At 70.0% G+C, this 22,547-nt stretch carries 25 protein-coding genes; 12 read left to right on the forward strand and 13 right to left on the reverse strand.

What is annotated here, in order from left to right:
• Positions 1-60: 60 nt before the first annotated feature.
• Together BM287_RS11370 and BM287_RS11375 are read left to right on the forward strand one after the other, a co-directional pair.
• Positions 61-1,074: a LacI family DNA-binding transcriptional regulator gene (locus tag BM287_RS11370; protein ID WP_090039593.1), complete on the forward strand. Its 1,014-nt coding sequence runs from the start codon at positions 61-63 to the stop codon at positions 1,072-1,074.
• Between the two features lie 86 nt (positions 1,075-1,160).
• Entirely contained in the window at positions 1,161-2,666 is a 1,506-nt protein-coding gene (locus BM287_RS11375; RefSeq protein WP_090039597.1) for an arabinosylfuranosidase ArfA, read from the forward strand.
• A 129-nt stretch (positions 2,667-2,795) separates the two neighbouring features.
• On the opposite strand, the gene BM287_RS11380 is transcribed toward BM287_RS11375, so the two are convergent.
• Entirely contained in the window at positions 2,796-3,914 is a 1,119-nt protein-coding gene (locus tag BM287_RS11380) for a hypothetical protein (RefSeq protein WP_139230661.1), read from the reverse strand.
• 334 nt (positions 3,915-4,248) lie between these two features.
• Between BM287_RS11380 and BM287_RS11385 the strand changes: the two genes are divergently transcribed.
• A complete protein-coding gene (locus BM287_RS11385) occupies positions 4,249-4,824 on the forward strand; it encodes a cysteine hydrolase family protein (RefSeq protein ID WP_244528169.1) in 576 nt (191 codons plus the stop codon).
• Here BM287_RS11385 and BM287_RS11390 read toward each other — a convergent pair.
• Positions 4,805-5,524, reverse strand: coding sequence for a DUF4386 domain-containing protein (locus tag BM287_RS11390; protein ID WP_090039602.1), 720 nt, complete (start codon positions 5,522-5,524; stop codon positions 4,805-4,807). The two genes, BM287_RS11385 and BM287_RS11390, sit on opposite strands and share 20 nt — an antisense overlap.
• 70 nt (positions 5,525-5,594) lie before the next feature.
• Here BM287_RS11390 and BM287_RS11395 point away from each other — a divergent pair, with 70 nt between their 5' ends.
• Genes BM287_RS11395 through BM287_RS11405 form a run of 3 tightly spaced genes read left to right on the forward strand, consistent with a single transcriptional unit; the run spans position 5,595 to position 7,187 of the window.
• Positions 5,595-6,293: a TetR/AcrR family transcriptional regulator gene (locus BM287_RS11395; protein WP_244528171.1), complete on the forward strand. Its 699-nt coding sequence runs from the start codon at positions 5,595-5,597 to the stop codon at positions 6,291-6,293.
• A gap of 41 nt (positions 6,294-6,334) precedes the next feature.
• Complete coding sequence (locus BM287_RS11400) at positions 6,335-6,982, forward strand: TMEM175 family protein (protein ID WP_090039608.1); 648 nt, start codon at positions 6,335-6,337, stop codon at positions 6,980-6,982.
• Between the two features lie 16 nt (positions 6,983-6,998).
• Positions 6,999-7,187, forward strand: coding sequence for a hypothetical protein (locus BM287_RS11405; protein WP_090039609.1), 189 nt, complete (start codon positions 6,999-7,001; stop codon positions 7,185-7,187).
• Positions 7,188-7,305: 118 nt separating this feature from the next.
• On the opposite strand, the gene BM287_RS11410 is transcribed toward BM287_RS11405, so the two are convergent.
• Positions 7,306-7,530 carry a hypothetical protein gene (locus BM287_RS11410; RefSeq protein WP_090039611.1) on the reverse strand — a complete coding sequence of 75 codons (225 nt, stop codon included), beginning with the start codon at positions 7,528-7,530 and terminating at the stop codon, positions 7,306-7,308.
• Positions 7,531-7,728: 198 nt separating this feature from the next.
• Between BM287_RS11410 and BM287_RS11415 the strand changes: the two genes are divergently transcribed.
• The gene (locus BM287_RS11415; RefSeq protein WP_090039613.1) at positions 7,729-7,944 is read left to right on the forward strand and encodes a hypothetical protein; all 216 of its coding nucleotides are present in this window, start codon (positions 7,729-7,731) and stop codon (positions 7,942-7,944) included.
• Between the two features lie 21 nt (positions 7,945-7,965).
• Positions 7,966-8,313, forward strand: coding sequence for a hypothetical protein (locus BM287_RS11420; RefSeq protein WP_090039619.1), 348 nt, complete (start codon positions 7,966-7,968; stop codon positions 8,311-8,313).
• Positions 8,314-8,432: 119 nt separating this feature from the next.
• Here BM287_RS11420 and BM287_RS11425 read toward each other — a convergent pair whose 3' ends face one another.
• From BM287_RS11425 to BM287_RS11450, 6 genes are all read right to left on the reverse strand, one after another.
• Positions 8,433-8,627 (reverse strand): hypothetical protein, encoded by a 195-nt coding sequence (locus BM287_RS11425; protein WP_090039621.1) that lies wholly within the window; start codon positions 8,625-8,627, stop codon positions 8,433-8,435.
• A 22-nt stretch (positions 8,628-8,649) separates the two neighbouring features.
• Positions 8,650-8,997, reverse strand: a complete 348-nt coding sequence (locus BM287_RS11430; RefSeq protein ID WP_090039623.1) for a hypothetical protein — start codon at positions 8,995-8,997, stop codon at positions 8,650-8,652.
• On the reverse strand, positions 8,994-9,293 hold the full coding sequence (locus tag BM287_RS11435; protein ID WP_090039625.1) for a hypothetical protein: 300 nt from the start codon (positions 9,291-9,293) through the stop codon (positions 8,994-8,996). The genes BM287_RS11430 and BM287_RS11435 overlap by 4 nt, the downstream gene beginning before the upstream one ends.
• Before the next feature lie 67 nt (positions 9,294-9,360).
• On the reverse strand, positions 9,361-10,020 hold the full coding sequence (locus BM287_RS11440) for an HAD family hydrolase (protein ID WP_090039627.1): 660 nt from the start codon (positions 10,018-10,020) through the stop codon (positions 9,361-9,363).
• 10 nt (positions 10,021-10,030) lie between these two features.
• Positions 10,031-10,993, reverse strand: coding sequence for a class C sortase (locus BM287_RS11445; RefSeq protein WP_090039629.1), 963 nt, complete (start codon positions 10,991-10,993; stop codon positions 10,031-10,033).
• A gap of 86 nt (positions 10,994-11,079) precedes the next feature.
• A complete protein-coding gene (locus BM287_RS11450) occupies positions 11,080-12,669 on the reverse strand; it encodes a SpaH/EbpB family LPXTG-anchored major pilin (protein WP_139230662.1) in 1,590 nt (529 codons plus the stop codon).
• A 272-nt stretch (positions 12,670-12,941) separates the two neighbouring features.
• On the opposite strand from BM287_RS11450, the gene lepB reads away from it, so the two are divergent.
• Complete coding sequence (gene lepB, locus BM287_RS11455; RefSeq protein WP_244528173.1) at positions 12,942-14,270, forward strand: signal peptidase I; 1,329 nt, start codon at positions 12,942-12,944, stop codon at positions 14,268-14,270.
• Positions 14,258-14,617, forward strand: coding sequence for a hypothetical protein (locus BM287_RS11460; RefSeq protein WP_090039633.1), 360 nt, complete (start codon positions 14,258-14,260; stop codon positions 14,615-14,617). Before lepB ends, BM287_RS11460 begins: the two co-directional genes overlap by 13 nt.
• A 12-nt stretch (positions 14,618-14,629) precedes the next feature.
• Here BM287_RS11460 and BM287_RS11465 read toward each other — a convergent pair whose 3' ends face one another.
• Genes BM287_RS11465 through BM287_RS11475 form a run of 3 tightly spaced genes read right to left on the reverse strand, consistent with a single transcriptional unit; the run spans position 14,630 to position 17,028 of the window.
• On the reverse strand, positions 14,630-14,878 hold the full coding sequence (locus BM287_RS11465) for a hypothetical protein (RefSeq protein WP_090039635.1): 249 nt from the start codon (positions 14,876-14,878) through the stop codon (positions 14,630-14,632).
• Positions 14,879-14,920: 42 nt separating this feature from the next.
• Positions 14,921-15,961, reverse strand: coding sequence for a Gfo/Idh/MocA family protein (locus BM287_RS11470; RefSeq protein ID WP_090039637.1), 1,041 nt, complete (start codon positions 15,959-15,961; stop codon positions 14,921-14,923).
• Between the two features lie 56 nt (positions 15,962-16,017).
• Entirely contained in the window at positions 16,018-17,028 is a 1,011-nt protein-coding gene (locus BM287_RS11475) for a Gfo/Idh/MocA family protein (RefSeq protein WP_090039640.1), read from the reverse strand.
• A 128-nt stretch (positions 17,029-17,156) separates the two neighbouring features.
• Between BM287_RS11475 and BM287_RS11480 the strand changes: the two genes are divergently transcribed.
• Both BM287_RS11480 and BM287_RS11485 read left to right on the forward strand, forming a co-directional pair.
• Positions 17,157-19,724: a glycosyl hydrolase 2 galactose-binding domain-containing protein gene (locus BM287_RS11480; RefSeq protein ID WP_244528175.1), complete on the forward strand. Its 2,568-nt coding sequence runs from the start codon at positions 17,157-17,159 to the stop codon at positions 19,722-19,724.
• A gap of 80 nt (positions 19,725-19,804) precedes the next feature.
• The gene (locus BM287_RS11485; protein WP_090039644.1) at positions 19,805-20,728 is read left to right on the forward strand and encodes a phosphodiesterase; all 924 of its coding nucleotides are present in this window, start codon (positions 19,805-19,807) and stop codon (positions 20,726-20,728) included.
• Positions 20,729-20,890: 162 nt separating this feature from the next.
• On the opposite strand, the gene BM287_RS11490 is transcribed toward BM287_RS11485, so the two are convergent.
• Positions 20,891-22,483, reverse strand: coding sequence for a stealth family protein (locus tag BM287_RS11490; protein WP_090039645.1), 1,593 nt, complete (start codon positions 22,481-22,483; stop codon positions 20,891-20,893).
• Positions 22,484-22,547: the final 64 nt, after the last annotated feature.

Genomic DNA, 22,547 nt, shown 5'->3' on the forward strand with positions numbered 1-22,547 from the left:
GCCACATCCCGGCCTCTAACGTTGTAATCTCGACCGAGAGGCACGTGAGAGGGGAACACCGTGGCTGTGACCATGCAGGATGTCAGCGTTCTGGCGGGCGTGTCGATCAAGACCGTCTCGAACGTGATCAACGACTTCCCGCACGTCCGCGAGCACACCAGGCACAAGGTGCTCGAGGCCATCAAGACGCTCGGCTACACGCCCAATCATTCGGCGCGCAGCCTGCGCTCGGGCCGCACCAACGTGATCTCGCTCATGATCCCGAACCTTCGGAACGCCTACTTCGCCGAACTCGCGGACTCGGTCATGCAGGCCGCAGCCGACGCCGGACTCGCCGTGCTGATCGAGCAGTTCGGCGACGACCGCCCGCATGAGCTCGGCGTCCTGCGGCATCCTCACGCCCGGATGGTCGACGGCGTCCTGCACAGCGTGCTCGCCCTCGACGAGGCCGGCGCCGGACTGATCGGGGATCTGACCACACCGGTCGTCCTGCTCGGCGACCGGAACTTCGCCTCGCCGCGCGACCACGTCATCATCCAGAACACGGAGGGCGCCCGGGCCGCGACCGAGCACCTGCTGGCGTCCGGCCGGCGGCGCATCGTGGCCTTCGGCGCGCATCCCGGCGAGGTCACGGGCTCGGCCGCGCTGCGTCTGGAGGGCTACCGGCAGGCGCTCGCCGCGGCCGACATCCCGTTCGACCCGTCCCTCGTGGTCCCGGTCAGCTTCTGGCACCGCCACAACGGCGCAGAGGGGATGCGGGACTTCCTCGCCGCGGGCGCCTCGTTCGACGGCGTGGTCGCCTTCAACGACGCCATCGCACTCGGCGCCCTGCGCGCGTTCCAGGAGGCCGGCCGCCGCGTCCCGGAGGACGTCGCCGTCATCGGCTTCGACGACATCGACGAAACCCGCTACTCGATCCCGACCCTCTCGACGATCGATCCCGGCCGGGACGAGATCGCGCGGGCCGCTGTCGACCTCCTGGTGAGGCGGATCGAGGGAGACGACGCGCCCTTCGTCCCCGAGGCCATCGAGGTGCCCTTCCGCCTGGTGGAGCGCGAGTCGAGCGCGAGCTGACGAGTCCGGTTGACATCATCCCGGCTCTCCCAGCATCATGGTGTCTGCAACGTTGTTCTATAACGTTGTAGGAAACCCAGGAGACCATGTCTGAGACACGAATCGCCCTCGACCGCTCTGCGCGCGTCGCGACCGTCAACCGCCGCATCTTCGGCTCGTTCGTCGAGCACCTGGGGCGGTGTGTGTACGACGGCATCTACGAGCCGGGGCACCCCACGGCGAATGAGGACGGATTCCGGCTGGATGTGGTGGAACTGGTGCGGGAGCTCGGCTCGAGCACGATCCGCTACCCGGGCGGCAACTTCGTCTCCGGGTTCCGCTGGGAGGACTCGGTCGGGCCCCGCGAGAAGCGCCCGGTCCGCCGCGACCTCGCCTGGCACTCGCTCGAGTCGAACCAGGTCGGCCTGGACGAGTTCGCCCGCTGGCTGAAGCTGACGGACTCCGAGCTGATGCTCGCCGTCAACCTCGGGACGCGGGGGATCGAGGCGGCACTGGACCTGCTCGAGTACGCCAACCATCCCTCCGGCACGGCGTTGAGCGACCTCCGGATCGCGAACGGGACGCCCGAGCCGCACGACATCCGCATGTGGTGCCTGGGCAACGAGATGGACGGCCCGTGGCAGACCGGCTACATGACGGCCGACGACTACGGCAAGCTGGCCGCCCGCACCGCAGCGGCGATGAAGATGGCCGACGAGCATCTCGAGCTCGTCGTCTGCGGCTCGTCCGGTTCCGGGATGCCCACGTTCGGCGAGTGGGAGCGGATCGTCCTGGAGCACGCCTACGAGCACGTCGACTTCGTCTCCGCCCACGCGTACTACCAGGAGCGCGGCGGCGACCTCGGGTCCTTCCTGGCCTCGTCCGTCGACATGCAGTACTTCATCGACACCGTGGTCGCGACGGCGGACCACGTCGGGAACAAGCTGAAGAACCGCAAGAAGATCCAGATCTCGTTCGACGAGTGGAACATCTGGTACCTCGACGAGCACAAGGACTCCGAGGAGGTCAACCACGAGTGGCGGCACGCGCCGCGCCAGCTGGAGGACGTCTACTCGGTGGCCGACGCGGTCGTCCTCGGCAACCTGCTGATCACCCTGCTGAAGAACCACGACCGGGTGACCAGCGCATCCCTCGCCCAGCTGGTGAACGTCATCGCTCCGATCATGACGGAGCCCGGCGGAGCGGCGTGGCGGCAGTCGACCTTCTTCCCGTTCTCGGTGACCAGTCGCCTCGCTCGCGGCGAGGTGCTCCGGCCGGACATCACGACGGGCACCTACGAGACCGCGGTGTACGGGGCGGCGGACCTCGTGGATGCTGTCGCCACCTTCGACGAGGCGGACGGCTCCGCCGCACTCTTCGTCGTCAACCGCAGCAGCACCGAGACCCAGACCGTCCAGGTGGATGTGCGCGACCTCGGCGTGGAGCGGGTGCGCGAAGCCCTGTCCCTCTGGGACGAGGACGTGTACGCGAAGAACACGCTGGAGGACCAGGAGCGGGTGGGCCTGCGCCCGACGCCCGTCGCCTCCCTGGCCGACGGCGTCCTCACCCTGGAGCTCCCCCCGGTCTCCTGGACCGGCGTCTCCCTCGGCTGACCCCCGCAGGCTCAGCCGGCCGCGGAGGACGCGGCCGGCTGGGCGCGCACGGGCGCCGCGCCGGACGCCGGGCGCCGCGCCGGGCGCCGGGCGCTGGGCCGGGCGCCGGTCGGCTGCTCGCGGCCGCGATCAGCGGCACTGGCCGGCGACCGCGATCTGCTCGTCGCTCGGCCGGCCGTACGCCTCGATGCCGGACCCGGCCACATCGAAGCCCATCGAGATGGCCCAGGCGGTGGCCCACATCTCGTCGTCGTCCCGGAACGCAGGGCCGTCGAAGAGCGCCTTGCACGCCGGCCGCACCACCTGGGAGTGACCGACCTCGTGCGTGATCAGGGCTTTCGCATTCACATCCCCGCGTTCCCAGCCGTCCTGGATGGGGAAGTTCAGGTCGATCGTGGCCCAGCCGCCGTCTCCCTCGTGGTACTGCGTGGTGCCGGAGTACCAGCCCTCGCCTAAGCCTCTGACCTCGGCGTGCCATTCGAAGTCGAGCGTGACCCCGTGCGCGATCGAGCGCGCGTACGCCTCGATCTGCGCCCGGATCGGGTACGCCGGGTCCTGCTTCTCCGCCTCGCCCGCCGCCTGGGAAGCGGTCACTGCATCCGTCGCCTGGATGAGGTACACCAGCCCCGTGCCGCCGAACGCCCCGGTCACCACGCCGCCGGCCCCGGCGTCGATGGCGTGCCGCAGGTCGACCTTGCTCGCGTAGGTCGCCGAATCGTCCGCCGTCAGCACCTGCTCGCCGTGGGCGGCCAGTTCGCGGTACACGTCGTGTGCGCTGGTCGAGAACACCGCCTGCGCCGCATCCAGCGCCTTCAGCTCCGCGGCCCGGGTTCGTGCGAGGCGGTGCTCGTCGTGGGCGAGCTGCGCCTTGTGCTGCACATCGCCGATGACGGTCCAGGGCATCAGATCCGCGCTGGCCGCCGTGACCTTCGGCGGCGTGAACACGGCAAAGGGGAGCTTGACGCTCTTCGCCTCCAGGTCCGCCTCGGCATCGGAGAGAGCTTTCGCCGTCGCCGCTGCCAGGTAGTCCGGACGCGGATGGTCGGTGAACACGGCCATCGAGAACAGGGACGCGCGGGCCTTGTCCAGGGCGATCTCGCGTTCGTCCGTCACGTCGGTCAGCGCCTTCGAGGCGGCGACCACCTCGCGATAGGCGGAGGTCGACTGCACGGTTGCGATCGCCTGCCAGGCGTATCCCGCGCCGGTCACCGCCCCCGCCGCCAGCAGCACGGTTGCGGTGATCGTCACCCAGAGGCGCCATCTCCGGGTGCGAGGCGCCGGCAGCGCTGCCGCGGGCTGTGCTTCCGGTGCCTGTGCTTCCGCCGGCTGCGCTGGCGCGGGCTGTGCTTCCGGTGCCTGCTCGGTCGTCTCCGCATCGGTCACTGCTGGTCCCCCCGGTTCGTGGTCGTCTGGTGCGGATCCGCCGCATCCCAGCGCGCAGCTCCCCCAGAAGAAGACGCTAGCGTGTCGCGGACATGACGCCCACCACCCCTAACGGGCCGCGCACAGCGGGACGCGGTCAGCCGCGTCGGCCGGCATGCCTCTGACCTCACGCACAGGGAGCGCCGGATAGTTTACGGATGTGAACGATCTCCGGCTCGACCCCGGGCGCACCGCGCTCCTCATCATGGATGTCCAGCAGGGCATCCTCTCGCGTCATCCCGATCCCGACGCCTTCGTGGCCGGACTCGTGCGGGCCCGCGACGCCGCCCGCGACGCCGGGCTGGCCGTCGGCTACGTGCGCGTGGCTCTGACCGCGGAGGAGGCGGAGCGCATCCCGGCGGCCTCGCGCTTCGCCGGATCGGCCGCCCGGCTGGACGCCGAGAGTCCGGCCACGCAGTTCGACGATCGCCTCGCGCCGGCCTCGGGCGAGATCGTGGTCCGGAAGCGGCGGGTCGGCGCCTTCAGCACCACCGACCTGGCCGCCCGGCTTGCGGAGCGAGGAATCGACACCCTCGTCCTCACCGGCATCGCGACCGCCGGCGTCGTGCTCTCGACCGTCCGCGACGCCTCGGACCGCGACTTCCGCCTGGTCGTCCTCGAGGATGGATGCTGGGACTCGGACGCCGAGGTGCACCGCGTCCTCACCGAGAAGGTGTTCCCGCGCGGCGGCGTGACGGTCGCCTCCCTCGAGGAGTTCAGCGCGTCGCTGCGGTGACGGTCGTCGGCGCCCGCGTCGCGTCCGGCGACCCTGCCCGGAATCCGCGCACGCTTAGGTAGATGCCGAGGAACGCCTCCCAGACGAATTCGGGGAGGGTGGCGACCGCCGACCACGGCGACACCTGATCGTAGGCGCCGAGCAGCACGGCGACGCCCGAGAGGGAGACCAGCGGGCCGGCGATCATGCCGAGGACCGCCCAGCCGCGGGGCACGAGTCCGGCGCGGAACAGCATCCAGCCGAGGATCAGGCCGTTGCCGAGGCCGACGACGAAACCGGGGCCGAGCAGGAACGTCCATCCGTGCAGCGCCACCAGGGCCTGCGCGACCACCACCGCGGCCGCCTCCGTACCGCCCGACGCCGCGCCGTTCTCGCGGAGGGTCACGACGGCGAGCAGGCTGAGGATCCCGACGGCGATGAGGGCCGACTCCATCACGCGGGCGACCACGTAGGCGAGCGCGAGGGACGGGCTCGTGCGGCGCAGCACCGGATAGAGAACGAGAGCGGTGCCGAGGTTGGCGATGACGAGGGCGATCTCCAGCAGGGCGCCGGCGAGGACCGGGGCGGTAGGACCGGCGACGACGTAGTGGGGGTCGGTCAGGATGGGGCCGTACAGCAGCGCGCCGGGGATCGACGTGGCGAAGGTGAGCAGGAAGAAGACGCCCGCGGCGAGCGAACGGCGGCGGTCGTAGGGATGCATGCTGGTCCTCTCGGGCGGAGGTGTACGGCGTACACCACTCGGAGATGACTGTAGGTGTACGCTGTACACCATGTCAAGGGAAGGATCGTCGACGCCGCGACCCGGCCTCACGACCGACCGTGTGATCGACGCCGGGCTCGCCCTCGCGGACAGCGAAGGACTGGACGGACTCAGCATGCGAACGCTCGCGCAGCGGCTGGGCGTGGTTCCGATGGCGCTCTACAAGCACGTCGCCAACAAGGACGATCTCCTCGACGGCATGGTCGATCGGGTCTGGGCGGAGGTGGAGGCGCCATCGGCCGACCACACCTGGCGGGACGGGATGCGCCGCCGCTCGCTCTCGCTCCGCCGCGCGCTGCTCCGGCACCGCTGGGCGGTCGGCCTCATGGAGTCGCGGCTGCGCCCGGGCTTCGCGAACCTCCACCAGCACAACGCCATGATGGGATGCCTCCGGCGCTCGGGATTCTCCTTCCGCACGACCGTGCACGTGACCTCGGCGCTCGATGCGTACGTCTACGGCTTCGCCCTGCAGGAGAAGACGCTGCCGTTCGACACCCCGGAGGAGTCCGGTGCGGTGGCCGAGCAGAAGCTCGACGCGACCCCGCCCGGATTCGCCGAGCACTTCCCGTACCTCCTCGAAGTGGTTTCCGAGCTGGCCCGGGCCGGTTACGACTACGACGAGGAGTTCGTCACCGGCCTCGACCTCATCCTCGACGCGGTCGAGCGGGCGCGTCCGGGCTGGGCGACGGCCGAGGCCACGCCGGCCTGAGAGTCCTCCACAGCAGCCGGCTCGTGGGGCAGAATGTCGGCATGGCGCAGCTGCGGAGTGAGCGGGGTCTCGACCGGCTGGTCAACTTCTCGGACGCCACGGTCGCGATCGCGATCACGCTGCTCATCCTGCCGCTGGTCGACGCGGCCACGCACATCGGTGGGGAGCCCTTCGACGCGTTCTACGCGAAGTACCAGTGGGAGATCCTGGCGTTCGTGGTCTCGTTCGCCGTGATCGCGCGGTTCTGGGTGGTGCACCACCGCATCTTCGAATCGGTCCGCGCCTACTCGTCCTCGCTGGTCTGGGCGAACTTCCTGTGGCTCTTCTCGATCGTGATCATCCCGTTCACGGCGAACGTGCTCTCGAACGGAAGCGGCCAGCGGACCGACATCAACGCGCTGTACATCGGCAACCTGCTGCTCGCGGCGATCGCCTCTCAGCTCATGGGCCTCGTGCTCGTCCGCCACCCCGGTCTCATGTCCGAGGAGGCGCGTGCGACGCGCGACCGCACGAGCGGCATCGCAGAACTCATCCTCATGGCGGCGGCGCTGGTCCTTGCCACCCTCGTCCCGGCCGTGGGGATGTTCTGGCTCTTCCTCCTGTTCCTCGCCGGTCCGCTCCACGGGCTGTTCCGCCGCGTGGTCTATGGGCCGGCCGCCGGCCGGCGGGCTTCCCGAACGGACAGCTGAGGTCTAGGTTCGGGTCATGCGACCAAAGACCCTCTTCATCCTGGCGATCGTCGCCTTCGCCTACCTGCTCGGTGCGCGCGCAGGCCGCGAGCGCTACGAGCAGATCACCGGTGCCGTCAGCTCGTTCTGGAACTCCCCGGACGTGAAGAAGGCCCGCAAGAAGGCGAAGGCGGAGGCCGAGAAGGCCCGCAGGCGCTACGCCTGACCCGGCCGCTCGGCGCCGGGCCGGGATCGCGACGACCGACTTCGCCTCGACGACCGACTTCGCCTCGACGACCGACTTCGCCGCGATGACCGACTTCGCCGCGATGACCGACCTCGCCTCAGGGCTTGTCGTAATCGCTCTCGGTGTACTCGCCCTCGGCCGCCTCGGCGGGCTCGTCCACTCCGGTGTAGCTGCCCTCCGTCGCAGCCTCAGGACCGACGCCCTCCGTCTCGGTGTACTGGCCGTGGACCGTCCGCTCGTGCGGCGCCTCCCCGTCGACCTCCGTGTAACTGCCTTCGAGGTTCTTGCGTGCGTCGCCGCTCGGCTGCTCTGGGTTGCTCATACGAGGGACACTACGCCGCGCCGGGTCGCTCGGCCATAGCCTCCGCGACCTGTGGATAACGTAGTCGCCCGCCCACAGGCGCGAGCGGTCTGCGCCCGTCAGACCGACGAGGGGCGGGTGGATGAGCGGCGACGCGCACCCCGGCGCCGGTCGGCGACCCCCTTGCGGGCGTAGACGGTTCGGCGTTTCGTGGATCGCATGACCGATTCGCGCGAAGAACAGGAGCCGATCACCGGCAACGACCCCACCAACGGGCTGGCCGGTGACCTCGAGGGCGACGATGGCGGCGCCATCGAGCCCACGGCGGACGAGAACGTGATCCTGGATGTGATCCCGGACCTGGACGACGCCCGCCGACCGGACGACGAGGGCGACGACTCAGCCACCCCGTACAGCGAAGAGGGCAAGCCGTAAGGCGCCAGGAAGGAGCGGAGCATGAGCGATACCAGCGGACTTCCGAACGCGGATGCCGAGGGCGTTCCCGCCGAGGACCGGCCGGAGCGATTCGAGGAGGGTGCTGCCGGCGATGAGCAGGGCGCTGCCGGCGACGCGGAGGGTGCTGCCGGTGACCGCGATGCACAGGCGGCGGAGCCGGCCGAGACCGAGCCCGGCCAGGCGGGCGATCTCACGGACCCGGGCGCGCCGGCCACGTCGCCCGGAGGAGCCGAGGACGTGAGCGCCGGCGGCGAAAGCGACACGGCTGAGCCTCCGCCTGCCGGCTTCGATCCGGCGGACCATCCGTCGAATCCGGACCTCGTGGCCCGCACCGAGCCACCGGACTGATCGACCATCCCAGCCACCGGCCAGGCGCCGGTGCCAATCGGCCCCGCCCCCTCATCCCAGGCGGGGTCGATTGGCGTCCGGGCGCCTCGATGATCTCGGCGTGCCGGTGTTGAGCGCCTTCAGGCGGGCGGCCGGCCCGCGAGCCAGACCGCGCCCGCTGCCAGTCCGAGCGCGCACAGGGCGACTCCCACCCCGAGCACGGGGGCGTCGCCGCCGGTCGGGGGGAGGAGCAGCCCGGCCAGGAACAGCAGCGCGCCGACGTTGAGCAGCACCGCCGCAAGCCAGCCGAGAGTCGTGCGCAGCGTCGCGTTCATCTCGGGTAGCGTAGCCCGGCGGCTACTCACCGTCGATGCGTTCGAGCAGGCGCTTGGTCTCTTCTGCGATGTCGTCGTGGTCGTTCTGCGCGGCGCGGCTCTCCAGCGAGATGACGGCGCAGCGGTGCACCTTCGAGAAGTCGCCGTACGGGAAGCTGAACCTCCCCTTGGTCTCCTCGCTCGCGTCCGGGTCCTCTCCGAGGTGCCACAGCGCGTATTCGTCCCAGCCGTGCTTGTCGATGAATCGGTTCTCGTCATCGGTGCTGGGCGCATCCTCGCTCCAGTCGTCGCGCTCGTCGTGGACGACCTTCCCCTGCTTCACGAGCTTTCGCGCGTGCTCCAGCGCCTTCTTGTTCAGGCGGACGCTCATGACCCTCCCTGGTTCCCGGTCGACGCGGGCTCCGCGTCGAGCGACTCGTTGATGAGGGATGCGACCAGCATCCGCCAGTCGGACCCTTCGTGGAGCGTCTCGAGGTACCCGGGCGGCACGGCGCCGAACACGGGCTCGTGCTCCTCGCCTTCCGGCGCGACGCGGATCAGCGTGCCGAGTTCGGCGTGCGACTCGTCGAGCACCACCCAGATGCCGGGGGACTTCTTCTCCACGTGGAAGATCCGGCCGCGGTAGGGATACCGCACGCTGGACATCTCGAGTTCGCTCGCCGACATGGCGACTCCTCTCTCCGGGCCGTCGCCCCTATCGAACGCTTCCGGCGCCCGCTGCGCAAGAGTCTTGTCAGTCGATGCCGATCAGCCGGCCCATCCGGGCACGGAGGTCGGCGGGGTCGTCGAAGACCTCGACAGCCCCGGCCTCCAGCAGTTCGGCCGGCCCGACCCCGCCGGAGAGCACCGCCGCCGCTCGCACGTGGGCGCGTGCCGCCGCCATCATGTCCCACACCGAGTCGCCGATGAAGAGAGCGTCTGACGGCGCCGCCTCCGCGCGTTGCAGGGCGACCTCGATGATCCCCGGCTCCGGTTTCGCCGTCTGCACGTCGTCCGCGTCGGTGGTGGCATGGATCGCGTCTCCCGCATCCAGGCACCGCAGCAGCAGTTCCAGTTCGTCGGCGGGCGCTGAGGTCGCGAGCACGACGCGGATGCCGCGCCCCGACAGGTCGCGGAGCAGGTCGGCGGCCTGTGCGAACGGACGCAGGCGCCCGGCCAGCTCCCGGTAGTGCCGGGAGTGCAGGTCCTTCGCCCGCTCCATCCATTCGTCGTCGCGGTCGCCGGCCAGTGCGGTGAGCAGCCGTGACGAGTCCTGCCCGATGGCTCGGTGGATGCGCCACGAGTCGACCGGCGCGCCGAGCTCGGCGAACGCCCGGCTCCAGGCGTCGACATGCAGGTAGTCGGAGTCGACGAGCGTCCCGTCGATGTCGAAGAGCGCAGCAGAGATCGTCATGCCTCCACGACTACCACGCCTCCATCGGGCGAGGCTCCTTTTCGCCTCGCCGTCTTCCCCCTCTCTGCGGCCGTGCCTGGTGCCGCGGGTGAATCGTGGAATCGCGCCCCGCCCACCAGAAGTAGAAGCCGATGAGGACGAGTGCCGTGACGTAGAGCACCATCCACCAGGGGAACTCGAGGGTGGCTGCGGTCTTCTTGGCCGCTTCGAGGTCCTTGGGTGGCGTGGGGAGGATGCGCTGGCCCGTGACGAGGATGCGGTGGGTGTTGATGCCGAGGGGTGTACAGGTGACCAGCGTGACCAGGTCTTTTCCGGCCTCCTGGCGCAGAGTGGCCGTGTCTTCCGGCTCGACGACCCGCGTGTCGAAGATCTGGTACGTGAGCACCTGACCGAACGTCGTGAGGATGATCCGGTCGCCCTTCTTGACCTTGTCCAGGTTGGTGAACATCGTCGCGTCGGCCAGGCCGCGGTGCGCGGTGATCACGGAGTGCGTGTTGTTCCCGCCGACCGGGAGCGATGTGCCCTGCAGGTGTCCGGCGCCCTTGAGCAGCGTCGCATCGCTGGTGCCGTGGTAGATGGGCAGGTCGACCCCGATCGACGGGATCTGGATGCGGGACATCGCGCCGTTCGGGCTGCGCAGGAGCTCCCAGTAGTCGAAGGCGTCCTGCTTGCTGCTCGTGCCATCGCCGGTGGGGACGTTGGTGTTCTTCTCGAGCACCGCGCCTGCAGACAGTGCAGCGTTGTACCGGCGAGCCTCGCTGAGCTGTTGGGAGGCCGTGGGCTTGACGCTCTTGACCGCGTCGCTGTACTTGCTGATCACGAGGGACTGGTTGTAGGCGGCCAGCCAGCTCGCGGCAGGGGAGTACGTCAGCGTCGTGGCGCCGGCGAGGGCCAGGACCGTCGTGATGATGAGTAGCGGGCCCGGTCGCCAGCGGTGTCTCGGAGTGGCGTGACGCGGAATGTAACGGGGCATGTGATCCGGGCTCCGACCTTGTCAGAACGGGGGGCGGTCCGGTCGTGCCGGTCCGCCCCCCGTGTGCTGCGTGATGAGGTCGCCGGTCAGGCGTTCTCGTGGGTGCTGCGGCGGCGACGGATCACCAGGATGCCGCCGAGCGCGATCACGATCAGGGCGATTCCACCGATGGTGAGCGCGATCTGGACGTTGGATCCCGTGAACGGCAGCTGGGGGACGCCCTGCTGAGTGTTCTCGATCTTGGTGAGGGGGGTCGTGCCGTTGGCACCCGTCTTCACGATCACCGGGGTGAGCGTGGCCGAGCCGGTGGGCAGAACGAATCCGGCCGGGGCGACGGTCTCTTCGAGCACGTAGCAGCGCTGTTGGAAGTCGTGGCCCGCGACGGTGGTGTTGGAGACCGTTCCATCGGCCGCGACGGTCAGCTCGGTGTCACCGATCCAGAGGCCCGGCACCGTGATGATGCCGGAACCGTCCGAGGTGATGACGTACGGCGAGCCGTCGGGCTGGGTGACCTTCGTCAGACCCGTGATGTCGGCGGTGCAGGAGCCCTGCTGGTCGGTGGTGCCCATGTAGATGCTGAACTTCGCCCCGGCCAGGCCGTCGGCGGTGTTGGCCGAGTTGACCTTCTGGATGGTCAGGTCGCCCCATCGGGTGGTGGCGGTCGTCGAGGGGGACCCGTTCGCGCCGTTCGGCGTGCCGGGGGTGAGGGTGAAGTCGTTGAGGTTGACGTACGCGATGTTGTCGATCTCGCCGGGCGCGTTCGCGGCGGCCTGGAAGTCGAAGACGACGTTCTGGCCGGCGACGAGCTTGGCGAGTCCGGCCGGCGTGAAGGTGACCGTCAGGGTCTGCCCTGCCCACGTGCTCGTGTAGTCGGTGCCGATGGCCAGCGCGGTGCCGCCGGCCGTGACGGTGACAGGCGCCGTGGTGAGCGGGGTGAGCTTGGCGTCCAGCGTGTCGGTGAGGATGAACTTGTCATAGGTCTCACCGTTTGCGAGTGCCGGAACCAGCTGCGTGACCTGGTACTCCACCGGTGCGCCGAGCAGGGCGCCGTTCGCGGGCTGGTCGACCACGTTCTTCACCGGTCCGACCGCCGTGGTGTTCTTCGGGTAGACGTTCACGTCGTATACCCAGTCGCCCGTGAGGTTCTTCGCGTCGGCCGGGGTGGGCAGGGTGACGACGAACGGAGCGGCCGGGGCGACGACGTTCGAGGGCGCGGAGACCTCGCGGACGAAGTACGCGCCCAACGGCAGCCGGGCCGAGGCGGCCGTGCCCGTCGCGTCGGTGGCGGGCAGGCTGGTGCATCCGGAGAGGGTGTGGCTGCCGAGCGTGGTGACGCCCTGTGCGGCAGAGGCCTGCTTCTGAGCGGCGGTGATCGCGTTGACCGCGTCCCAGCCGGCGTTGGTGCCGTCCGTCAAGTCGATGCCGTCGATGGTGCAGTACTCGAACACGACGCCGGCGATCGGCTTCGTGGTCGGCTGCGTGCCGGTCCCCGACGGGTTCTGGTCGCCGTTTCCGGGGTTCTCGAACTTATGGATGATCAGCTGGCCCTGCTGGGTCGTGTCGATGGAGGCCGCGTTCGCCGCCGTAGCCCCGGCAAGAGCCGAGAGCGCAGCCAACGACAGCGCTGCTCCGACAGCCAGGGCGGAGCGCCTGCCATGCCGTGTGGTTGAAGTCACAATGGTTTCCTTTCCGCTCACCACCTCGTGGAGTGAGAGATCCACTAATGGAGACCGTTCACCGGCCAGGTCATGACGCGAAGGACGGATTGCGCAGTCGTAATGAAGACATCTCCGGCATCGAGGGCGATGTCTTCATGAACTGCAGTCCACGAGGATCGCGTCATCGAACCTCGCGCCGTGCGTCTATATCAGTGAACACATGTCCGAACCGAGTGACGGAGGGAGGCACGGTGACCTCTACGCCTCGCATCCCCGTGAGGAGATTCAAGGTGCGACGTTCTTCATTCGTGCCTCCGGCAAGCCGTGCGAGCGCGGTCCCGAGCGCTCTGTCGTGGCGCGAACACCTCGACGGTTCGACAGCGCCGAAAGGCCCGGCGGCGTGGACGGCGGCGAGCACGACGCAAGCCGATCGGATGGTGATCGACGCCGGCCCCTACGGGGTGATAGATCTTGCAGCGACCCCGTCGACGGCCGACGCCGGTGGCGCCCCACAGCTCGGAGTCGTCTGGTGGGACAAGCGGTCCTTCCGCGAGGAGGACGACGACGACGGGACCATCCAGACGAGCTTCGTCCCCGCGCCGACCACGGACCACATCTCGCTGGCCGCCGGCTCCTCCCGCGGAGCCGGACCGTCATGGCGCACCCCTGCGCCCGCCTCTGCGCCCGCCTCTGCGCCCGCCGCCGGGACCGCTCGAGCGGATGCGCCGGGCAGGGAGCCCGGACTGCACCCGGTGGAGGCCGCGATCGCGGGACCGGCTCGTGCGGAGCCCGGTCCCGCATCCTCCGCCCCGCTGGAGTCCGTGCCTGCTCCGGTCCTGGCGAGCAGCAGCAGGGCCGAGCTCGACGATTCCGAACATCAGAGGCACGCCCGGCGATCGAGGCACATCGCCCTCGCCCCGAAAACGCGCGGCAGGCGACGTGGCCCGGCAGAGACGAGCCACCCGCGTCGCGCGAGGCTTCGGCGCAGGCGGATCCGCCGCCGGGTCGTCCTCGGAACGGTCATCGTCGTCATCGCGTTCGTCGTGACGGTGCTCATCCAGTCCGCGATCATCGCGCCGTTCACCGTGCCGTCGGTCTCGATGCAGAACACGCTCGAGACCGGCGACCGGATCCTGGTCGACAAGATCGGGTACGGTGCCTCCTCCATCCACCGGGGAGACGTGGTCGTCTTCTCCGACCCGGGCGGCTGGCTGGCCGGGTCGAAGGAGAGCGCGAGAGCGGGTGACGACGGCTATCTCGTGAAGCGGGTCATCGGAGTCCCGGGAGACCACGTCACCTGCTGCAGCACCGACGGCCGGCTGAGCGTCAATGGGATGGAACTCTACGAGGACTACGCGGTGCTGCCGGCCGGCGAGCATGCGGCGGCCTCGCCCTTCGACGTGACGGTCCCTGCGGGCGCCCTCTGGGTGCTCGGTGACAACCGATACAACTCACACGACTCATCCAAGACGCAGGGCCTGCCGTCGAAGGGGTTCGTCCCGATCGCCGACGTCGTCGGCCAGGCCGTGGCCAGGGTCTGGCCTGTGAACCGGCTCGGGCCGATCGGGTCCGCCCGCGAGACGTTCGCCTCGGTCCCGGACCAGACATGTCCGATCTGAAGGTCCACTCCTTGAGCCACGACGAAGTGGACGGACTCGACGAATCCGCCGTCGGCGTGCCCGTTCCGAACACGGCATCGGGATTCGTCACCGACTTCGCCTTGCCCGGAGTGCTCCCCAAACGGGTCCGCCCCCTGGCGGTGGTCGCGCTCCTTCTTGCGCTGGTGCTTCCGTTCGTCGCCATCCCGGTCGCGCACCGGGTGATCCGCACGCTCCAGCACGAGGGTGGACGCGGCCTGGCCGTCGCCCAGGCGGCCATCGTGGTCGGCTACATCGACATCCTTCTGTGGGCCCTGGTCTGTCTCAACCTCGCGGTCGCCGTGCTGCTGCATCCTGCCGTCGGCTGAGCGGCTCCGGCCTCAGTTGAAGATCGCCCACTCCGAGCGGTCCAGCCGGGCGCGACTGCCGTTGATCACGAGGTACCACGAGTTCTCGTCGCGATGCAGGTACTCCGCGAGGATGGTGGAGTACTTCCACTCGTCCGAGACCAGCGACCAGTGGATCAACGAGATGAGCTGGCCCTGTCGCAGATAGGGGACGGCGACGAAGTCATCCTGACGATGGGGGTCCGGCAAGCTCTGGCGGGCCCCCGTCCGCTGCGTGCTCATGATGAACTCTAACGCCGTCGCCGCCCCGATGGACAGCCTCGGTCAGTCGGGTTGAGGCCCGGAACCCACCAGTTCGCCGACCGACCGGACCGGTGCGATCGTCCGGTCGCGCGCCGACTCGTACGCGGCCAGAATGATGCCGAGCACCTGGATCCCCTCCTTCTGCGTGTGCAGCGGACGCGTCCCCGCCAGGATGCTGCGAGCGAAGTGCCCGATCTCCGCCTCGAACTCGTGGACCGGGGGCAGTTCGACCATCGTGGGCGCTGCGTCGCCCCGACGGCGGTAGCTCAGAGACAGGCCGTCGCTGGTCAGGCTTCCGAGCTCGCCGACGACCGAGAACTTCTCGGTGCCGTCTGCCGGCTGGTATGCCCAGCTCGTGACGAGGCTCCCGATCACCCCGTTGTCGAAGCGGACCAGCAGCTGCGCCGAGTCCTCGCCCTCCATGAACAGGAGTCGATGGGTCGCCAGCATCGCGGTCACCTCGACCGGCGAGCCGCCCGCCAGGTGCAGCAGCAGGTAGGTGGGGTGGTAGCCCGTGTCGATGAGCTCGCCGCCGCCGCTGGTCGCGGCGTGAGAACGCCATCCCATGTTCGACGGATCGAAGTCGTTGAAGAAGCTGTCGGTGGTGCGCACCTCGTAGACGTGGCCGAGCACCCCGGTGTCGATCAGCTCTTTGGCCTTCGCTACGGCAGGGAGGAACAGCTGGTTGTGCGCGCACATGAGCGTCACGCCGGCCGCGGTGACGGCAGCATCCACCTCGGCCGCCTCCTCCGGCGTGAGGCAGAGAGGCTTCTCGCACAGGATGTGCTTGCCGGCGCGTGCCGCAGCGACGATCGCGTCCTTGTGGAGGTGGTGGGGGAGGCAGATGTCGACGGCGTCGATGTCCGCCTCGGCCAGCATCGTGGCGTAGTCGGCGTACACCGCAGCGCCCGTGTCGCCGGCGCGGAGGTCGGCCGCTTCGCGCACGGGATCGGCGACGGCGGCGAAAGTCACGGTGCCGGGGTTGCGCAGGTAGCCGGCGATGTGGGCGCCGGCGATGCCGCCGGCTCCGATGAGGCCGATGCGGACGGTGGTGCTGGGCATGGTGAAGGGCTCCTTCTGAGAAGAGGATAAGTGCAGAGTGGAAGAAGACGGGCTGGTCAGGCGACCGATGCGGACTCCCGGGCGAGGGTGACGGCGCGCCCGCTGGCGGCGGACTCGTTGGCGGCGACGACCATCCGGGTCAGTTCGACCGCGTGCCGCAGGTTGTCGTCGGCGATCGTGCCGTCGTGGATGTGCTGCACCCACTGGGCGAACGGCCCCGGCCGGCGCGCGGGGAGCGGCAGCTCCCGCCATTCCTCGCCGAAGCGTCCGCCTTTCGCGACCAGGCGCTCGCCGCCGAAGCCGAACAGGAGCGTCGCCTCGGTCCCGCGCAACTCCACGGTGAAGGCACCCGGCGTCGTCACCACGCTGGCCTCGAACACCCCGAGGCGGCCATCAGGGAAGGAGGCGGTCACGACCGCGCTGTCCTCCACCGCGCGATGGGTGACGCTGCCGTACGTCGCCGAGATGGTCAGGGGTTCGGCGCGGTGGAACAGCCGGGTGAGGTACGCGGGGTGGCAGCCGAGGTCGGTGAGCGCTCCGCCGATCGCGGCCTCCGGGTCGGCGAACCGCTCCGGGAGCCAGCCGGCGACCCAGCCGTTGTGGGCCAGGCGAACGCGGGAGTACGTGAGCTCGCCCAGCGTCCCCTCGTCGAGGATGCGTTCGATAGCGCCGGTGTAGTCGTCCGACAGCCGCGGCAGGGAGACCACGAGGGCCACGCCGTTCCGGCGGGCGAGTTCGACAAGCTCCTCCGACTCGGCCACCGTGGGGCACAGGATCTTCTCCGTGAAGACGTGCTTGCCGGCCGCGATGGCCCGGCCGATGACGTCGCGGTGCTGGTCCGTGGACGTGGTGACCGTGACCGCGTCGAGTCCGGGACGCGCGAGCAGCTCGTCGAGGTCGGCGACGAACTCCACCCCGAACTCGGCGGCGGCCGCGTGGCCGCGCTGCTCGTCGTCATCCCAGACGGCGACGAGGGTGGTGCCGGGGTGCTCCTGGACGTTCTTCGCATAATCGCCTGCATGGACGTGCCAGAAGCCGATCGCTGCAACAGCGAGTGGTGGGGTCATGCCTGTCGAGGCCTCCTTGCCTGGATGCGGTTCGCGCGAACCCGGCAAGCGTATCTTCTGCTCGGGAGCGATCGAAAGTGATGTGGCCGGATTTCTGGAATCGTTCCCAGATTGTGCATCATCGAGGGGTGAGCACATCGATGACGATCAGCCTCGACGGCGATGACTGGAGTATCCGGGAGGCGCTGGGCGATACCGCCGAGTGGTATCTGGGGGCGCCGCTGCCCGAGGCGGGCAACAACGTTGCGGAGGCGTCCGCGGCGATCGCGGCGGCGCCCGGATGGCTCCCGGCTCGCGTGCCGGGCGCCGTGATCGACGATCTGTCCCGGGCGGGGGAGCTGCCGGATCCCCGTGCCGGGCGCAACTCCCGCGCTGCGGAATGGACGGCCGAGCGCTCGTGGGTGTACCGCCGGGCGGTGGAGCTGGAGGCTTCCGCAGCCGAGGGGGTGGCCGTGCTCGAGTTCGACGGCATCGACCCCGGCGCGGACGTGTACTGGGACGGCGAACTGCTCGGCAGTGTCCGCGGGCTCTATCACCGGCTCCGGCTGCCGCTGGACGCATCCCGGCGTTCCGCAGGGCGGCACAAGCTGGCCCTGCGCGTGCATCCGGCGCCCGACTCGGAGCCGCAGGTGGGCCGCACGGAACGCGTGCGGGTCCACACGCCGCGGCTCGGCTACGGCTGGGACTTCTCGCCGCGACTGCGCCACCAGGGCGTGTGGAAGAGCGCCCGCCTCCGGCAGGGCCGCGCGTTGCTGGGGGATGTCGTGGTGCGGTCGAACGTAGAGTCCGGCCGGTCGGCCGGTGTGGTGGACGTCGCGTGGGAGGCGCCCCTCACAGCAGCGGGCGCGGATCCCGGCGCACTCGCGGTGACCGTCGGCGTCGCCCGAGCTGGCCGCATTCTGGCCGCAACCACCGTCGCGGCGGACGAGGCGTCGGCGAGCGTGCGCATTCCCGACGTGGAGCTGTGGTGGCCCAACACGTTCGGCGCACAGCCGCTGTACACGGTGACCGTGGCGCTGGGGGATGCCGACGGCGAGGCCGACCGGACCCTCCGCGAGGTCGGCTTCCGTACCGCCGGGCTGGTCCAGAACGGCGGGGCTCCGGCAGACGCGCTGCCGTATACGGCCGTTGTGAACGGCGTGACCGTCCCCCTCCTCGGCTGGAACTGGACCCCGGCCGACACCCTGTTCGGGTCGATCGAGGAGCGAACGGTCGAGCATCTCCTCGGTCTAGCCGCGGCGTCCGGGGCGCGGCTGATCCGCGTCTGGGGCGGCGGCCTGGTCGAATCGGAGCACTTCTACACCACCTGCGACCGGCTGGGCCTGCTGGTGTGGCAGGAGTTCTCGCAGTCGAGCTCGGGGATGCAGAGCGCGCCCAGCACGGATCCCGCCTTCGTCGCGCTGATGCGCGCGGAGGCCGAGGCCCTGGTGCCGACGCGGGTGCATCATCCCTCGCTGCTGCTCTGGGGTGGCGGGAACGAGCTCGACGAGGGCGGTCTGCCGCTGTCGGACGACCGTTCGCCCGTGCTCGCCGCCGTGTCGAAGGTCGTGAGACGGCTGGATCCGGACCGCGGATGGCTGCCCACCTCGCCGACGGGACCGGAGTTCCACAACCGGCTCGACCGCATCCACGCGAACCCGCAGGGCCAGCACGACGTCCACGGCCCCTGGGAGCACCAGGGGCTGGTCGGTCAGTACACGCTGAGCAACGCGGGAACGAGTCTCGCGCACACGGAGTTCGGCGTCGAAGGGATGACGAACCTGCGGTCTCTGGAGGCGCTCATCCCGGAGGGCGACCGCTGGCCCGCCGACCGCACCAACCCGGTGTACCGCCACCTCGGCGAGTGGTGGAACAACGCGCAGCAGGTCGTCGAGCTGTTCGGCGGCCGGCCGGACACGCTGGACACGCTGAACCGCGCATCCCAGTTCCTGCAGGCGACGGGAATCCAGTACGCCGTGGAGGGGGACCGGCGACGGTTCCCGCGCTGCAGCATGGTGCTGCCCTGGCAGCTGAACGAGAGCTACCCGAACGCGTGGTGCACGGCTGCGGTGGACTTCCGCGGTGACCCGAAGCCCGCCTTCTTCGCCGTCGCGCGCGCGTTCGAGCGCCGCCGGGCCACGTTGCGGGTGACGCGCGCGGTGTGGGGCGGAGAGGTGACGGCCTCGGTGGAGGCGTGGCTGTGGGCGGAGGATGCGGTCGCGGCGGGCTCCACGCTGGTGCTGCGGGCGCGGGGGCTGGATGGTGCGGTGGTGGCGTCGCGGGAGTTCGCGGTCCCTGCCGTCGGGGAGCCCCGGCCGGTCGGGACGCTGGGGGTGGCTGTCGCCGCGCTGCCCCGGGTCTTCCTCTGGGAGGCGGAGTGGCGCGACGGAGCCGGAGAGAACGGAGGAGGGTTGCTCGACGTGGAGCGGATGGTCGCGACGGCGACGGACGACTTCGCCGCGCTGTTCGACGCGCCGGCCCCGGAGCTCGCTGTCACCCGGACCGCGAGCGGCGAGGTGCGCATCCAGAACACCGGTGAGATGGCGGCGCTCACTGTGCGCCTGGTGGATCCGCGACCTGTCGGCGCGCCGGAGGTTCTGCAGGCGGGCGGCGATCCGCGTCCGCTGCTGCCCGGCGAGGAGCGGGCGCTCGCCGCCACGCCGGGTCTTCCGGTGCGCGTCGAAGCGTGGAACGTCGTTCCGATCGAGGTTCGGTGAGTGGATGACGCCCGACCCGATCCAGGCGGCACACCGCGCACGTTCACGGCCTGTTCAGATCCAGGTGGTGTGATAGCCCCGTGAAGACGCGAATCGCGGAGTACCCGCGGCCGGACCACTTTCTTCTCCACATCAGCGACACGCACGTGCTGGCGGGAGGCGAGAAGCTCTACGGCAGCGTCGACAGCGAGCGGCACCTCCGCGCTCTCCTCACGGAGGTCGAGGCATCGGGCGGACGGCCGGAGGCGATCGTCTTCACCGGCGACCTGGCCGACCGCGGTCAGCCGGACGCCTACGCGCGGTTGCGCGCCCTGGTCGAGCCGGTCGCCGAGCGGATGGGCGCCCGCGTCATCTGGGTGATGGGCAACCACGACGACCGCGCGGCCTTCCGGGCGGGGCTGCGCGACGAGCTGCCGGAGGTGACACCGGTCGATGACGTGTACTGGATCGGCGGCCTGCGGGTCATCGCGCTCGACTCCACCGTCCCCGGGCACCACTACGGGGATGTCAGCGAGCCGCAGCTGGATTGGCTCGCCGCGGAGCTGGCGATGCCGGCACCCGAGGGGACCATCCTCGCGATGCATCACCCGCCCATCCCGAGCGTGCTCGACCTCGCGGTGTCGGTGGAGCTGCGGGACCAGTCGCAGCTGCGCGAGGTCCTCGAGGGCAGCGACGTGCGCAGCATCATCGCCGGGCACCTCCACTATTCGTCCACGGCGACGTTCGCCGGCATCCCGGTCTCGGTCGCGTCCGCCAGCTGCTACACGCAGGACCTCACCGTGCCGACGGGAGGGACGCGCGGCCGCGACGGAGCCCGTGCCTTCAACCTGGTGCACGTCTACCCGAACACCGTGCTGCACTCGGTGGTGCCGCTGGGCCACTACCCGACGCTCGACTACGTGGATGCGGAGGAGTCGGCCCGGCGCCTGGCCGCCGACGGCATCCGCATCCCTCCCGCTGCTCGCCACGAGGCGCCCACCGAGCCCATCGCCGTCCTCGCCTAGCGCGCTCCCGCCCCCCGCTCCCGCCCCCGCGCCCCACCCACCCCGCGCTCACCCCCCACCGTCGAGTACGCAGAGATTGCACGCTCGCCCGGCGTGTCGCGTGCAATCTGTGCGTACTCGACGGTGGGGGGTGAGCGCGGGGGGTGGGGGTGAGGCGCGGGGTCAGGGGGCGGGGCGCTCCCAGGGGGCGGGGAAGGGGAAGTAGCGCTCCAGGAAGTCGGTGACGATCCGGGTGCGCTCCTCCGGCTGGATCTCGGGCTTGGAGCCGTCGTTGAGGCAGAACATGTCCTGGTCGCGCTTCTTCAGCAGGCGGCGCATCATCTCCGGCGCCTGCCGGAGCGTCGTCTCGACGTACATCACCTTCGCCTGCGTCTGGGTCACCGCCCGCCCGGTCATCAGCGCGTAGTAGTGGTACAGCGAGTTGGTCACCGAGATGTCGGTCGCGGAGCGGAACGGGCTGGCGGCCGTCCGCCGGAAGTCCTCGGCGAACTCCTGCTCCATCTCGCGCAGGACGCCGATGCGCAGCGGCGCGGCGCAATGCTCGAGGTGCCGCGTGGTGACGGCGCCGAACCGCTCCCAGAGCAGCCGGCGGTTGACGCGGGCCGCGTTCTCGAAGCCGCTGCGGGCCGGGTCCGTCTCGCCGAGCCCGATCCGGGTCCCGGCCTCCACGAACTTGGTCACGCCGCCCGGCGAGAAGAACACGTCGGGCGAGAGCGGACGGCCGATGAACATGTCGTCGTTCGAGTACAGGAAGTGCTCCGCCAGCCCGGGGATGTGGTGCAGTTGGCTCTCGACGGCATGCGAGTTGTGCGTCGGCAGAGTGGAGGTGTCGGCGAAGAAGTCCTCGCTGCGCATGATGTGGATGCGCGGGTGCTCGGGATCCAGCCACGGCGGCACCGGTGAATCCGTCGCGATGTAGATGTTGCGGATCCACGGCGCGAACATGTGGACGCTGCGCAGCGCGTACTTGAGCTCGTCGATCTGCCGGAAGCGCGCTTCGTTGTCGTCGCCCTCTCCGACCACGTAGGCGGCCATCCGCGCGGCGCGCTGCCGCTGGTATTCGGCGCTGGACCCATCCACCCACGAGAAGACGATGTCGATGTCGAAGGCCACGTCGCTCGCCAGCGGGTCGAACATGTACTGCAGGGTGCGCCAGCGGCGGCCGTAGAGCTCGACCTCGGCCTCGACGGCCTCGCCCCGCGGCAGCCGGGGACGCATCAGGGCGTTCGGGCGCGGCGCGGTGATCTCGTCGTCGCCGAACTTCCAGAACTCCAGCTGGAAGGCGGTGTCCGCGCCGTAGCGCAGCCGGCCGATCGGCTCGAGCCGGGGGCGGTACACCCGCAGCACGTCGGCCTTGCGGCGGGAGAGCCGTCCATCGGCGATCAGCAGGTCGTCGCCGTGCCCGTCACCGTCGTGGTCGATGCTGCGGGAGTAGAAGGGCTCGTCGGCGAAGGCCGCGGCCAGTGCCGCGGAGACTTCCTTCCGCCGCCGTCGGTCGAGGGCGACGATCAGGCGGTTGTCGTCGTCGCGGACGAGCAGGTACTCCAGTCCTGCGGCATCGAGCGCATCCCGGACGGCGACGAGGTCTTCGATCATCGACTCCCGAGGCGTGAAGGGACCCGAGACCAGCGTGAACAGCCCCTTCCGCTGCACGACGTCGTCGCGGGCGAATCGGGGCGCGCCGATGCCGGGGTCGCTGGTGACGACGACGGGCTCGGGCTGGACGGAGAGGGATGCGGGAGGATGCTCAGCCATACAGCCTTTACTCTAGGCGGCTCTTCTCCGGGCTGCTCTCCCGCCTCCCTCCCGCTCTCTCGTC

It is taken from the genome of Leifsonia sp. CL147, assembly GCF_900114565.1.
Taxonomy (GTDB): domain Bacteria; phylum Actinomycetota; class Actinomycetes; order Actinomycetales; family Microbacteriaceae; genus Leifsonia.

Excerpts from the sequence above, each read along its gene's own strand:
- BM287_RS11400 (WP_090039608.1), top strand. The coding sequence starts at position 6,335 with ATGGCGCAGCTGCGGAGTGAGCGGGGTCTCGACCGGCTGGTCAACTTC.
- BM287_RS11440 (WP_090039627.1), bottom strand. The coding sequence starts at position 10,020 with ATGACGATCTCTGCTGCGCTCTTCGACATCGACGGGACGCTCGTCGAC.
- BM287_RS11475 (WP_090039640.1), bottom strand. The coding sequence starts at position 17,028 with ATGACCCCACCACTCGCTGTTGCAGCGATCGGCTTCTGGCACGTCCAT.
- BM287_RS11395 (WP_244528171.1), top strand. The coding sequence starts at position 5,595 with ATGTCAAGGGAAGGATCGTCGACGCCGCGACCCGGCCTCACGACCGAC.
- BM287_RS11445 (WP_090039629.1), bottom strand. The coding sequence starts at position 10,993 with ATGCCCCGTTACATTCCGCGTCACGCCACTCCGAGACACCGCTGGCGA.
- BM287_RS11490 (WP_090039645.1), bottom strand. The coding sequence starts at position 22,483 with ATGGCTGAGCATCCTCCCGCATCCCTCTCCGTCCAGCCCGAGCCCGTC.
- BM287_RS11390 (WP_090039602.1), bottom strand. The coding sequence starts at position 5,524 with ATGCATCCCTACGACCGCCGCCGTTCGCTCGCCGCGGGCGTCTTCTTC.
- BM287_RS11470 (WP_090039637.1), bottom strand. The coding sequence starts at position 15,961 with ATGCCCAGCACCACCGTCCGCATCGGCCTCATCGGAGCCGGCGGCATC.
- BM287_RS11375 (WP_090039597.1), top strand. The coding sequence starts at position 1,161 with ATGTCTGAGACACGAATCGCCCTCGACCGCTCTGCGCGCGTCGCGACC.
- BM287_RS11460 (WP_090039633.1), top strand. The coding sequence starts at position 14,258 with ATGTCCGATCTGAAGGTCCACTCCTTGAGCCACGACGAAGTGGACGGA.
- BM287_RS11410 (WP_090039611.1), bottom strand. The coding sequence starts at position 7,530 with ATGAGCAACCCAGAGCAGCCGAGCGGCGACGCACGCAAGAACCTCGAA.
- BM287_RS11465 (WP_090039635.1), bottom strand. The coding sequence starts at position 14,878 with ATGAGCACGCAGCGGACGGGGGCCCGCCAGAGCTTGCCGGACCCCCAT.
- BM287_RS11420 (WP_090039619.1), top strand. The coding sequence starts at position 7,966 with ATGAGCGATACCAGCGGACTTCCGAACGCGGATGCCGAGGGCGTTCCC.
- BM287_RS11430 (WP_090039623.1), bottom strand. The coding sequence starts at position 8,997 with ATGAGCGTCCGCCTGAACAAGAAGGCGCTGGAGCACGCGCGAAAGCTC.
- BM287_RS11435 (WP_090039625.1), bottom strand. The coding sequence starts at position 9,293 with ATGTCGGCGAGCGAACTCGAGATGTCCAGCGTGCGGTATCCCTACCGC.
- BM287_RS11405 (WP_090039609.1), top strand. The coding sequence starts at position 6,999 with ATGCGACCAAAGACCCTCTTCATCCTGGCGATCGTCGCCTTCGCCTAC.
- BM287_RS11415 (WP_090039613.1), top strand. The coding sequence starts at position 7,729 with ATGACCGATTCGCGCGAAGAACAGGAGCCGATCACCGGCAACGACCCC.
- BM287_RS11425 (WP_090039621.1), bottom strand. The coding sequence starts at position 8,627 with ATGAACGCGACGCTGCGCACGACTCTCGGCTGGCTTGCGGCGGTGCTG.